This window comes from Neptunomonas sp., from assembly GCF_016744175.1.
Taxonomy (GTDB): Bacteria; Pseudomonadota; Gammaproteobacteria; order Pseudomonadales; family Balneatricaceae; genus Neptunomonas.
The window spans coordinates 1-13,346 of record NZ_JADGEV010000003.1 but is presented as its reverse complement, the minus strand read 5'-3'; the positions used below and the strand labels follow the sequence as shown (position 1 = coordinate 13,346).

Genomic DNA, 13,346 nt, shown 5'->3' with positions numbered 1-13,346 from the left:
CAATCAAGAATGCAGTTGAGTACGGATTATCATTACGGGAATCATTGTATTGTTCTGTAGCTTATGGATGAGAGTTCTTGGGGCTAAGATAGCCAAACAACCAGAATTAATACCTGAATACAAATAGAGGATGGAAGGTACAAACAACGCCACAATTCAATTTCGAGCGGCCAATTTATACAAGCTATAAAGCAGTAATGAGTACTTCTTCTAAGGCTCTCACGCGCACTAGTTCGAATGTTTTAATACAGACCCTAAAACTCTATTAAGGTCTCGAAGTGAGTTACACGTTTCAACATGGGTACAATAGGGAGCATACTCACTCATAATGGAATCAGCGCTATCCCAACTGAACTCCCCTTCAGGATTTAGCCACAAAACTCTCTGACTTCGCCGATATATCTCTTCCCAGACAGATACATTGCCGTCTTCATTATTGTTTCTGGCGTCTCCTAACATAATGACAGTCGTTCGGTTATCAATATCATCAAGAGCTATACTGGTGAAATCTGCTAAAGCCTTACCATAATCACTCGGTAAATTAGCCCACTTGAGCATAACTTCTGCCAACGCTTGGTCCATGCCTCGTTGCTCAAAGAGTTCAGTAACTTCCGCCATGTTAGACGAAAAAACAAAAGAGCGGACTTTCGGCAGCACGTCTTGTAAGCAATACAAAAAGAGCATCAAGAATCTTGCAACCTCACTGACAGAACCACTGACATCACATATCACCATAACTTTGGGACGATCTACTCGAGTAGATTTCCACTTTGTATGGAACAAAAAACCATCATAAGCAGCGTTTGCGGCAATAGTTCGCCTAACATCAAGCAAACCACGCTTAGTAATACGCCTTCTACGACTGTGCATACTAGCAAGCTGCTTAGCCGCTTTACGCACTAGCTCACCCATAAGCTTGTAATTACGGTGATCTACACTGGTCAAATTGATTTTTTGAAGATTACTTTCTCGTAGTTTATTTGGCTCGTTTTGATTGAATATCAAATACTGCTGTTCAACATAATCTCGTACCTGCTGCTGCAGCAGTAATCTTCGCTGACGCAGCAGCTGTACCTCAGCACTATTTTCATCGCTGCTGGCGAGCACAGCGAGCTCCTGTTGAAGCTCGCCATTACCCAAAGTCTGCATAATTCGATAAGTAACCATGGGTATCTGGGTAACAAAGGCTATCTCCCTAGCACCTGAAGCCGTTGCAGCACTGGTAATCATTACCTGCACAGACGACATGTCGTTATCCATTAACTGCTGAGCCAAGGGGGATTGAAAACTAGTCCCATACGCATTTATCAGCTCTTCATCTATGTTGTTAGATGTTTGTCGTTTCTCTTCTAACGCCTTTATGGTCTCTTCAGAGGAACTTGCCTCTTTAAATTGATCATAGCTGTTAAAGTATTGATCAAAAACCTGATCATAGGTTAAGCGATGCTGTAAACATTTGGTCAGTGTCATCCCAAGCGAATGCTTGAGCAATGGAGCATTATCAATACCGACCAGTTGAGCAGCTCTTAATGCATCCAACGTTTCCGCTGATGAAATCGGCAAGCCTGCGTGTCGCAACGCGTGAATAAAATCGCCCAGTACTTTTTGCATGATTACTTTCAACCCTCCGATCGTTTAACTTTCCTTAGTGGCTGCCTTTAGCAGATTGTCGATCTCGGGCTCTACAGCTTCTATGTCATCCTGAAATTTTAGCAACAGGTTGAGCGTAGTTTTTATCCATTCATGATCCAAACTCTCAACATTCAAGAGTAACAAAGCCCTAGCCCAGTCTATTGTTTCACTAACGGCAGGCACTTTTTTAAGCGACATATCTCGTAGTTCGCCTATAAAAGCAACTAACTGCTGCCTAAGCTTGTCGTTTAGTTCAGGAACCTGAGCGCTAATGATCTTTTGCTCAATAGCTTTTGAAGGGAAAGGAATATATAGATGTAAGCAACGTCGTTTTAGAGCATCGCCAAGTTCCCGGGTGTTATTACTTGTTAACAGAACAATGGGCTTGGACTTTGCTTTGACCGTTCCTAATTCTGGTATAGATATTTGATAATCGGAAAGGAGTTCCAATAGGAAAGCTTCGAATTCCTGATCTGCTTTATCAATCTCATCGATTAAAAGAACAGCACCACCTTCTGACCTTAAGGCCTGCAACAGCGGTCGAGGTTCGAGAAATTCATCAGAATAGAAAATATCTCCAAACTGATGCAAACGAGATACGGATTCATCAAGCCCTTTCGCTCCTCGCATCACATCACCCAGCTGGTCTTTTAATAGCTGCGTATAAAGTAGCTGTTTACCGTACTTCCATTCGTAAAGCGCTTTAGACTCATCGAGCCCTTCATAACACTGCATACGAATAAGTGGCGCTGATAATAACTCAGACGTTTTCTTAGCAAGTTCGGTTTTACCAACACCCGGTGGCCCTTCAACTAATATAGGTTTTTGGAGATGACAAGCCAGGTAGACGGAGGTAGCAATAGCATCGCTACAGATATAGCCCAATGCTTCAAACTGTTGCTTGATTGTCTCGGGTGAGTTGATTTTTTCCTGATTACGGATGATCACCAGCGGCCTCTTTTTTCATGTTTAGAATATTGTAGAACTGTCCATCAGAAGATTAAAAGGTTTACGGTAACACCCAAATGTACATAGCAACCATGCGCTTCCATACCGTATGTAAAGCCTAATAAATCTTACTCTGCTTAAACACTCTTATGTATTTACAAAGTAATAAGCCAAATGCTGACATTTGTAACCCCCTACCTAAGTAGCTCTAAGAACGTATTGGCAGGAGTCATTATTTAGATTAGTATATTTCTTTTAAGAATAAGTATATACCAATAAGAAATATAAGGTCATAGTATGTCTCCTCTTGTTACCGCCTTCTTTGATGAACCTACATTTACCTACAGCTATATTGTTCAAGACCCTAACTCTAAAAACTGTGCAATCATTGATTCGGTATTAAATTTTGACTACCCATCAGGCCGCACCCGCACAGAATCTGCAGATAAAATTTTACAGTTTGTTAACAATAATTCGCTGAATGTAGAGTGGGTTCTTGAAACCCATGTTCATGCAGATCATTTATCCGCAGCGCCCTACTTAAAAGAAAAAACAGGTGCCAAATTAGGCATTGGTGCCAATATTACGGTGATACAAGACACCTTTGGTACAGCTTTCAATGCTGATACAACATTCGTGCGAGATGGTAGTCAGTTTGATGTCCTTTTTAACGAAGGAGATACCATTCAAATTGGCACCCTGACAGGTGTTGCCATGCATACGCCAGGACATACGCCTGCATGCATAACATATGTATTTGAAGATGCTGTTTTTGTGGGCGACACATTATTTATGCCTGATTTTGGTACTGCTCGATGTGACTTTCCCGGTGGAGATCCGCGAACATTATACCAATCAATAAAACGTATCTTCGCCCTCGCACCTGAAACCCGTCTTTTCATGTGCCATGACTACAAAGCATTAGGGCGTGATGTATTTGCCAATGAAACGTCCGTACAAGAAGAGAGGGCTGAAAACATCCATGTTCGCGATGGTATCAGTGAAGACGAGTTCGTAAAAATGAGAACAGAGCGAGATGCTACGTTATCAATGCCGCAGCTGATTCTCCCTTCAGTACAAGTCAATATGAGAGCAGGAAAGATGCCCCCCGCAGAAGAAAATGATCAGGTGTACCTGAAAGTGCCTATTAATCTGTTCTAACCAATACGCTCTTAAACTTACGATAACAATAATAGGATAAGTCTCATGGATGTACGTCAATTAACTCCGTTTCTGAGTGTCAGCTCACAAATCAGTACTACTGATGTTGGCTTGGCTGCATCTTTGGGTTTTAAGACTATTATTTGCAACCGCCCTGACCAAGAAAGCTACGACCAACCAGATAACAACGATATTCGCACGGCAGCAGAACGACATGGTTTGCAGTGGCATTACCAACCTGTTATTTCAGGAAAAATCACCGATGAAGATGCGAATACCTTTAGGAAGCTAATAAATGAGTGTCAAGGCCCTGCACTAGCCTACTGTCGCTCAGGCACCCGAAGCACTTTATTATGGGCGTTAGCTGAGGCTCCTAGACTTGATGCCGAAGCCATTCTTAAAGCGTCATTATCTGCAGGATATGACCTCAGCACCCAACACAATCGTCTCAAAGCACTTAACCAACCAAGCCAGCCAACGTCATCTGACGTCACTAAGCGGCATGACGTTCTCATTCTCGGTGGAGGAGCGGGAGGGCAAGCCGTAGCAGGGAGCCTACTAAAAAGAGCACCCGATTTAGATATTGCTATCATTGAACCACGTTCAGAACATTACTATCAACCAGGATGGACACTGGTCGGCGGAGGAGTATTTAACCGGGGTGATACCGTACGGAAAATGGAAGATGTGATGCCAGAAAAAGCACACTGGTATCACTGTGCAGCTGCCGGGTTCAAACCAGAGAATCAACAAGTTATTCTAGAAGATGGCGAAGCTATTCATTATCGTATTCTAGTGGTTGCTCCAGGCTTAGCACTTAATTGGGAAGCCATCCCCGGATTGAAGGATACGCTAGGCCACAACGGTGTTACTTCAAACTACCTCTTCGATCTTGCTCCTTACACATGGGAGCTCGTGCAAAGCTTACAAAAAGGGCGTGCTATTTTTACTCAGCCTCCTATGCCAATCAAGTGTGCAGGTGCCCCACAAAAAGCCATGTACCTTTCTTGTGATCACTGGAATAGATCAGGTGCTTTAGCCAATATTGACGTTGAATTTCACACAGCAGGTGCTGCATTATTTGGCGTTGCTGACTATGTTCCTGCATTGATGGAATATGTCAAAAAGTACGATATCAATCTTAAGTTTCAGCAAAACTTAATTCAAGTAGATGGACCCAGTAAAACAGCCCTTTTTGAAGTAAGTGATAGTGAGGGCAAGGTCAGCCAAATAGAAAAACCTTTTGATATGCTCCATGTATGCCCACCTCAGAGAGCTCCTAAACTCATCAGTGAAAGCCAGCTTGCTGATGCTGCAGGGTGGGTTGATCTAAACCCTGAAACACTACAACACAACGGCTATGGCGATATTTTTGGACTTGGCGATGCCAGTAGTACGCCTAATGCAAAAACAGCAGCAGCTATAAGAAAACAAGCGCCTGTCATTGCTGAGAATGTAATAAGTGCTCTGAAAGGAAAACCAGCTAAAGCAATTTATGATGGTTACGGTTCATGTCCACTCACTGTCGAGCGCGGCAAAATTATACTTGCTGAATTTGGGTACGCAGGCAAGCTTCAACCCAGCTTTCCACAATGGTTGGTCAAAGGCACGGAACCAACCCGCCTTGCATGGCTCCTTAAAGAAAAAATGCTTCCATGGCTTTACTGGAATGCCATGCTAAAAGGAAGAGAATGGCTGGCCAAGCCCGAAATACTACCCCACCAACCTGCTCAGCATGAAGCAGCTGAAGCCTGCGACTTTCAAGAAAAATAATCGGACTGAAAACGCTCAAACACTATGCAGAAAGTTCTATTATTTAGCACTCACATGGCGTGGTATTAATAACCTACTACGGTTATTAATACCTTACCTAAGCTTTCATAAGGCGCTCCGTTCCTAGTGCGCCTATATATACTTATTAAATTCACTTTGTACCTTTTATCAAAGGTATCCCATTTGTACCAACCGGTATGTAAACAGTTGTATGATTAGGTGATTCAGCCATTTTTAACTGTGCATTGATTGCTTCATGCTGAAGGTAGTTGGTTGTTAATGTAGTGTTAATTATTTTTTGTGCTTGAGCTATACCTTTTGCTTCTTCAACACGAATCTCAGCATCTTTACGGGCAATTTCCTTTTGTGTTTCTTTCTCTGAAAGGAGCTGTTGTGCTGCAAGTTTTTTCTCAACAGCATTTGCAACTATCTCAGGATAGTTAATGTTTCCTACAACTACTTTAGTGACACTGAAAGGTGTGTCTTTCAAATAATTTTGAAGTTTACTAGTAACTTCTTCCGAAATCTTTTCACGATTAGCTTTAAGGTCGCGACTGTTGTACTTTTGAACTGAGCTACGAACATAAGTTCTAAAAGTTTCTCGTACAATCCTTTGATACCACTTGTCTCCTCCATAGTTTTCTACAACGAATTTGACTGTATCTGGACGTATAGATATAACGCAATGAAAATTAAAGCTAATATTTAGATCATCATTGGCAAGAATTTTAAAACTTTCTGTGTATGTGTTCGGACGCATATCAATATTAATGATCTGATTTCGCCACAGTGAAACACCATAATTTTGAGGACCCTTTAATGTAGCTCGATACCCGCCTGTACCGAAAATTCTCGGTTTCTCATAAACATAACCTTCATGCCCAGCAGGTGTATTTGGGTTTGAGCATGCTGTTAACGATAATGCGACAATAACTCCTATTGATATAAGTCCAAATAGGCTTCCGAATGCCGATGACTTCCTTTGAAACATTTAATGTCCTTATGTTATTCATATGTTAGTTTGGGGTTTAACCGCTTACTTTAAATCCTATGCCTTACTATCACTTTGGCGTCCTATTGGGGTTCCAAGTGAACACTGCATAAGTCTTAATTTATTAAACTTCAAAGAGGTAAGTGGATTTATACAGACATGAATTTTGCAAACAAGAGCCAGTCCGCTGCCCAATACAATCAATCCCTATTTTAAACATCATAGATTTTTAGTCAGAAATATCAATAACTTAGTAATTTATTTTCTTTTTTTAACTCTAGATAATTTCATTATTTGAGTCAACTCTAGCCGTTAATCAATGACCGAACTCTGCTCAAAATCTGTAATGGGCTTAATTTTTCTATCTTTAAAATTTCTGCCCTCTTTTTATGTGAAATGACGAGGTGATGAAATTATTAAGCATGATTAATATTCATTACTGCGTTGCAAGTTTATTTCTGAAAAACCAACTTAAGCTTTCTCTGAATTCCGCTATGCCCATTAACCATCAAGATGCCCATCATCACCAATACAGCTCCAAAAATAAAACCGGATTCAAGGGGCTCATCCAATATCCATACACTGAACGCGATACCAAACAACGGAGTCATAAACGTAAAAACTCCTAGCTGTGATGCAGAATACTGTCGAAGCAACCAAAACCACAGAAGTAGGCTTACAAAAGATACAACCACTCCTTGAAAAGCAAGATTACTGACTACTGCTGTCGTGAGAGTGTACTCAGTCTGACCCATAACAATCGCTGCACAAAGAACCAGTATGAAACACACAATTAATTGATATAACAACGTTTGAGTTGCAGGTGCTCTGGCCAGGCTTGAACTACGTACCAGTACTGTTGTGGCAGCCCAAGAAATTGCTGCTAGTAGTGCAAGAAAGTCTCCCCAAAGCATATTGCTTGCTGTAGCACTAATGTCCTGAGCATCTCTCCATAAAAATGTCAGCGCAATACCTGAAAACGCCGTAAAAATACCTACCCACTGTAGCGGTTTAAGCTGTTCTGACGTGAATTTAAAATGCAAACTCAGCGCCACAAATATCGGCGCACTATAAAGAAAAATAACCATATGAGAAGCCGTGGTATTACGAAGCCCTTCGCCCACAAAAAAGAACTCAAGCGCGAACAGCATGCCAGCCAGCAACCCGGCCTTCCAAGTATCGCGGCTTATTAACTCCTCCTTTCGATAGACCATCACAATAGCCAAAAGTACCGTTGCAATACCTGACCTTAGTGCTATCTGTAATACAGGAGACATCTCAGTAGCAACAGCTTTTACAAAGACTTGTTGCAAACCCCAGATCAGACTGACGACTGTAACGATGCCAATCGCCATTCCATCAATATTTTTACGTGAATCCATAACTACCCTATCCTTATAAACAACTTACTCATTAGCACCATATCTTACGAGAACCCTGACCAACATAAGCTAAAAAAGCAATGGTTTACACAAGTTGCTCAGCTAACTGAACTTTCGAAAAAATCCACATATTTTCTTTACTTTTACGACACGGAGTAAGGAGCCAATCAAAAACTGATCTAGGGCCTATCTATAGAAGTGGTTTTAAGAGGGAAGAGAAACAAGAAAGGGGCTAAAAAGCCCCTTTTTCATAAACCGTGGGATTATGACTAAACGGTAAAGCGCTCAGATACCTCTTTGAGATGTTCAGCCAGACGCGCTAGTTCGTCACAAGACTGAGCTATCTGTCTGGCGCCTAAAGCGCTTTCCTCGGACACACTACTTATACTCACAACGTTCCGATTAATATCCTCAGCTACAGCACTCTGCTCTTCCGAGGCACTAGCAATCTGAATGCTCATTGTATCAATCTGAGAAATGGCTGTAGAAATGTGACTCAAGGAGACACCTGCTTTCATCGTTTGCTCAACCACTTCATCGGCTTCTGTACTACTTGTCGTCATGGCATTAACAGCTTCTTTGGTTTTAGCCTGCAAGCGATCAATGACCACTGCGATTTTTTGGGTAGATTCGGCTGTTCGGCTGGATAAAGAGCGTACTTCATCCGCTACTACCGCAAACCCCCTGCCTTGGTCGCCTGCACGGGCTGCTTCTATGGCAGCATTAAGAGCCAAGAGATTAGTTTGTGCTGCTATATTGTTTATCACTCCCAATATATCAGCTATGTTAGCGCTTTCCGCTTCTAGCGTTTGGGTCAGCTCTGCTGAGTTTGACAAGCGATCAGAGAGGGCTTTCACCGCAGTAATCGACTCATCAACAACATCCTTGCCTACACGTGATGCATTGGCCGCTTCATGTGCTGCATTAGCCGTTTTCTGTGTATTCTGTGTTACTTCATGGACCGTGGCATTCATCTCGGTCATCGCCGTTGCTACCAAGGTAGTCTCATCTTGCTGCTGCGCCATCCCTTTACTTGTTTGCTCAGTAGTGGTCGACAGCTCTGCCGCTGAACTGGCTACTTGTGATGTAGCAGAGGTTAGCTCTAAGATTAGATCATGGAAGCTGGTCATCATCTCATTAAAAGCATGCCCCATTTGGCCAAACTCATCTCTATTGGATGCATCAGCACGTAACGTTAAGTCATGAGTTTTTGAAGTTTTTGTCAATACGTTCGTCAGGGCTTCGACTGGATTAACCATCGCACGGGTGATTAACACTGACATGGTCCCTACAACAGCCAAAACAGCAAACAATGACCCAACCGCGTGCCAAAATTCATCCCAAAAGCCCTCAAGAATATCATCGGTGTAGACACCGGTTGCTATAACCCATTTCCATTCTGGTTGATAGCGTGCGTATGACAATTTAGGTACCGGTTCTGAATTAGCGGAGCGGCTCCAGTAGTACTTCACAAACCCCTCGCCTTTGGCTTTTGCTGCGCTGACCAATTCCTGCATCAACAGCGTACCCTTAGGATCAGCTAAAGAAGCGACATTAGTACCATCAATTTTCTTGTTTGGGTGCATCAGCAATTTGTGGTTTGTGTCGAGTACAAAAAAGTACTCATCGTTGGCGTAACGTAAAGAACGTAGATTTGCCAATGCCTCTTCCATCCCAGCCTCTTCCGATTTACTACCTGACTGGACTAATTTCTGTTGACGCTGGACCAAAGAAAAAGCAGTATCGGTAAGATCGTGGAGCATTACCTTGCGCTCTTCATTAAGGTCATACCACAGTTGATTGAGAGAGAGAGCCTCGATTCCCATTAGGCTAAAAATCGATACTAGCACCATCAGTAGCATTTTAGTTCGGACACGAATTTGTCCTAGTATTCCACTCACTCAACTACTCCTTAAATAGAAAAACTTCAACAATCACAGGTATAAAAATGCCTGCAACGGCCTACAAATCTGTAAGAAAATATGTCTTAAGGGAAAGCCTGATCAATGAGAGTGATTAAAAATGGTCTCGTAAAACCAAAAAATTCATTGAGCTAAGCCTTATGGTGCAGGAGTATAGAACACACTCTGTAGTACGTAGGAATACCTAACAACCAAATTCAGATATGTTGATGCAGATCATAAAATAAACAGTAGACAAGCTTCACTAACGCCTCTTAGTGGTCCATTACGTATAATTAATTAGCTTTAGGGGCTTCACAAAATAGTTTTATAAAGGAGCTAAGTACTTTCGCATCAAAGTGATGAGCCATCTTTTGTTGCATAATGAGCAGTGCATTAAAGCTAGTCATTCCTTCTTTGTATGAACGCTTAGCCGTTAACGCATCATAGATATCAGCCAAAGCACATATCTGTCCGAACACGTGAAATTCTTTGCCTTTAAGTCCATAGGGGTAACCTGAACCATCTAACTTTTCATGATGCTGCACTACGATAATTTCTATTTCTTCGCTCAACGAGTTCGCTTGTGCTAATTGCTTAACGCCCATTTCAGGGTGGTTTCGCATAATACTCCACTCGCTTGCACTAAGCTTTCCGGGCTTATTCAATATATCAGGATCAACGCCTGCCTTACCTGCATCATGCAGAAAAAAACCAACGCCTAGCTCTTTAAGGAGGGTTTGATCCGTAGTACCTAAGTAATGTTTAGCAAAGACCATTGCCTTGAAGCCTACGCTTACAGAATGAGTGTAAGTGTAATAGTCATGAGAGGTGATTTTTAGAAGTTCATCTGATAGCTCTGGGTCAGAAATGAGATTCCCTACCATTCCTTTAAGAGCGACGACTGTTCCCTTAACAGAGTCGTTTGTTAACTGGGTTGAAAGTAATTGCGATATCAATTCAGCACTATGTTCAACAACCATCCCTGCTTTTTCTTTGGCTGGTAAAGTACAGTTAAGTGCTTGGGATAACTTCTCAGTTGGAGAATTTAATTGCTCCCATTCAGATGAGGGTTGAGTTTGTAACGTTTCTTCTTTTTCGCTTATGAAATTAGCGCTCTGTTGCAATTCCTTTTGTCTTTCAGTGCTTTTAAGACAGTCAATAACAACGGTATCAAATAACCCTTTTACTATCTCAACCTGTTCCTGATTTGATATCAGGAAGTTATTTTTTGGAAAGGGATGAGCTTTCCACCCCTTACTCTGGCTCTCCCCCAAACGAACGTAGTCTCCAATCTTTATTAAGTCTACTGAAACATCCATACGTACCCACTCAACTTGAAACTTAATATAAGCAACAGTTAATATGTAGCACAGATATCGTATTAGTGCATAAAAGAGTAAATAGAAGCACTATTTTAAATGCTTTAGTACGACCAATATCAATATTTTTGAGTTAATACGATTCAAATCATTTTATTTCTTTTCAATACGCCAGTTAAACAACCACGCCTAAAGTAGAGATTTTCATCTAAAGCAATCATCAGTATCCCTGGCCTCCTTATCTTCGAAGTCTGTTCTGTTCATACTCAACTCCTTAAGCTTTCGTATGTATTAGGCGTTTCCACATTCGCCCGTCAATAGCGGACAAGCCCAGCGCAATAAGTGCCATTCCCACAAGGTGGACAAGCTCCAATGACTCGTTGAGGAACAGTGAGCCCAGCAATATCGCCGAGATAGGAACCAACAATGTGACTAGTAACAAGTTAGTCGCCCCTGCCCGTTCTAATATTTTGAAATAAAGAACGTAGGCAACAGCGGTAGAGAGAACAGCAAGTCCAACAATAGCAGCCCACGTGCCCATGCTGGGCCCTGCTACATCAAGAGGCCCATCTACCATTAAAGTGATAGGGGTCAATACAAGTGCCGAAGCAGTCACCTGTCCCGCTGCCGTAATAATGGGGTTTATAGCCATTACTTTGAACCGACGACCATATACGCCTGCAAATGCATAAGACAAGGTCGCTGCAATAATCGCTACCTGCGCAAGCAAGCTATCAACGCCACCGAGTGCTGGCAGCCCGATCATGACAACGACGCCAATAAAACCGACTGCTACACCTGCAAGTTTCAATGGAGTAGCACGTTCGTCGGGTAGCAATATTCCTGCAACAACAACGGCAAATATAGGGGTGGCAGCATTAAGAATCGATGCCAGACCAGATGCGATTTGAGTTTGCCCCCACACGATAAGAACGAAGGGGATAACATTGTTTAGCAGCCCCATTCCCAAAAATGCAACCCAAACCCCTACGCTCTTTGGAGGACGTAACCCCATGATCAGAGCAATACTCCATAATGCGATGGCTGCTAGCCCTACCCTGAGCAGAACAATTGTCAATGGAGGCAAGTCAGTAACCGCAACACCCACAAAGAAAAATGATCCTCCCCACAGTACAGACAATACGATAAGCATCGCCCACTCACGAAGGCCCATTGAGGTGTTTATAGATGAAGTCATAGTGGGTAGCACTCTTGTGTTTATGTATGGTGAATCCAGCTTAGATAAAGTTTAAAATACAAACAATCCGATTCTTGCGCTCTCATTTTCTTAATGCTTTTAATCATCAGCTATTTAGCAGGTTGTAGTATTGTTGGCTATAATTCAGCGGCAAAATAAGCCATTATTTCAGCAGTAGTCATTTCTTTTGTTTCATTTGAAAAGCAGTAATAACTAGGTCGCATATCACTAAAATACTGCATATCCATTTCCAACCCTTCCACGTTTGGAAACAGGCCTACAGGCATATTATATTCGCCTGTTGCTCTAAATTTATAGAAAAGATGAGTTCCACATTCCGTACAAAATCCACGAGATGCCCATGATGATGATTCGTACATTTTGATCTTGTCATCACCTTTTATTTTTACTTTTGTACCACATTTAACAGCAAAGAATGGAGCACCGCCCCATGTTCTGCATGACTGGCAATGACACACTGTAAACTTAGGATTAACGTCTTCAGCAACGATTTCTACAGCACCACAAAGACAGCTTGCTTCTGAATAAGACATTTTAATGACACTCTATTTTATAGGTATAAAACACCTCATTAAGAGGTAAAATTATTACTTTAATAATGGGCAGCAAACAAAATCCTACTATGATTTTTCCGTCTGTTATCCTTGTCATATGTTTCTAACCCCTTTCTCAGCAGATTCTGATTTTTCTTTACTTAACCCCCCGCCAACAACAATAGCTGCACTTAGTATAATTATATTTTTAATTATATATTGTCCCTCTAGAGTTAAAATAAATGGAGATTTAACAAAACAAACCTCAGGAACAATAACTAAAGGAAGCATTGTGCCAAATAATTGAAGAAATAAAAGCGTCAATGCAATACGAATGAAGGGTTTAATAATTAAACAGACACCAATAATAACTTCCCAACACCCCAAAAATGGAATGAAAGTTTCAGGAGTAAGCCAAAAGACTGTATTAGTAACTAAGTCATTTACAGGGCTAAGCCCAAGAGGCTTTAACACACCAAGCCAA

11 protein-coding genes are annotated in these 13,346 nt (G+C 41.7%); 2 read left to right on the top strand and 9 right to left on the bottom strand.

Annotation, left to right across the window (positions count from 1 at the left end; all coding sequences use genetic code 11):
- Positions 1-228 precede the first annotated feature (228 nt).
- Positions 229-1,611, bottom strand: coding sequence for a VWA domain-containing protein (locus tag QZZ55_RS01835; protein ID WP_293264709.1), 1,383 nt, complete (start codon positions 1,609-1,611; stop codon positions 229-231).
- Between the two features lie 24 nt (positions 1,612-1,635).
- On the bottom strand, positions 1,636-2,574 hold the full coding sequence (locus QZZ55_RS01830; RefSeq protein ID WP_366512294.1) for a MoxR family ATPase: 939 nt from the start codon (positions 2,572-2,574) through the stop codon (positions 1,636-1,638).
- 303 nt (positions 2,575-2,877) lie between these two features.
- On the opposite strand from QZZ55_RS01830, the gene QZZ55_RS01825 reads away from it, so the two are divergent.
- The gene (locus tag QZZ55_RS01825; RefSeq protein WP_293264705.1) at positions 2,878-3,741 is read left to right on the top strand and encodes an MBL fold metallo-hydrolase; all 864 of its coding nucleotides are present in this window, start codon (positions 2,878-2,880) and stop codon (positions 3,739-3,741) included.
- Between the two features lie 45 nt (positions 3,742-3,786).
- Positions 3,787-5,514: a bifunctional protein tyrosine phosphatase family protein/NAD(P)/FAD-dependent oxidoreductase gene (locus tag QZZ55_RS01820; RefSeq protein WP_293264703.1), complete on the top strand. Its 1,728-nt coding sequence runs from the start codon at positions 3,787-3,789 to the stop codon at positions 5,512-5,514.
- Between the two features lie 151 nt (positions 5,515-5,665).
- Here the strand turns inward: QZZ55_RS01820 and QZZ55_RS01815 are convergent, their stop codons facing one another.
- The 7 genes from QZZ55_RS01815 to QZZ55_RS01785 all read right to left on the bottom strand — a co-directional run.
- The gene (locus tag QZZ55_RS01815; RefSeq protein ID WP_293264701.1) at positions 5,666-6,505 is read right to left on the bottom strand and encodes an SPFH domain-containing protein; all 840 of its coding nucleotides are present in this window, start codon (positions 6,503-6,505) and stop codon (positions 5,666-5,668) included.
- A 452-nt stretch (positions 6,506-6,957) separates the two neighbouring features.
- A complete protein-coding gene (locus tag QZZ55_RS01810; RefSeq protein ID WP_293264699.1) occupies positions 6,958-7,887 on the bottom strand; it encodes a DMT family transporter in 930 nt (309 codons plus the stop codon).
- 269 nt (positions 7,888-8,156) lie between these two features.
- The gene (locus tag QZZ55_RS01805; protein WP_293264697.1) at positions 8,157-9,788 is read right to left on the bottom strand and encodes a methyl-accepting chemotaxis protein; all 1,632 of its coding nucleotides are present in this window, start codon (positions 9,786-9,788) and stop codon (positions 8,157-8,159) included.
- Positions 9,789-10,084: 296 nt separating this feature from the next.
- On the bottom strand, positions 10,085-11,110 hold the full coding sequence (locus QZZ55_RS01800) for an HD-GYP domain-containing protein (RefSeq protein WP_293264695.1): 1,026 nt from the start codon (positions 11,108-11,110) through the stop codon (positions 10,085-10,087).
- Between the two features lie 274 nt (positions 11,111-11,384).
- Positions 11,385-12,308 (bottom strand): DMT family transporter, encoded by a 924-nt coding sequence (locus QZZ55_RS01795; protein ID WP_293264693.1) that lies wholly within the window; start codon positions 12,306-12,308, stop codon positions 11,385-11,387.
- 137 nt (positions 12,309-12,445) lie between these two features.
- The gene (locus tag QZZ55_RS01790) at positions 12,446-12,862 is read right to left on the bottom strand and encodes a GFA family protein (protein WP_293264691.1); all 417 of its coding nucleotides are present in this window, start codon (positions 12,860-12,862) and stop codon (positions 12,446-12,448) included.
- Positions 12,863-12,976: 114 nt separating this feature from the next.
- Positions 12,977-13,346: hypothetical protein (locus QZZ55_RS01785; protein WP_293264689.1), on the bottom strand; the 370-nt coding region annotated here is incomplete at its 5' end.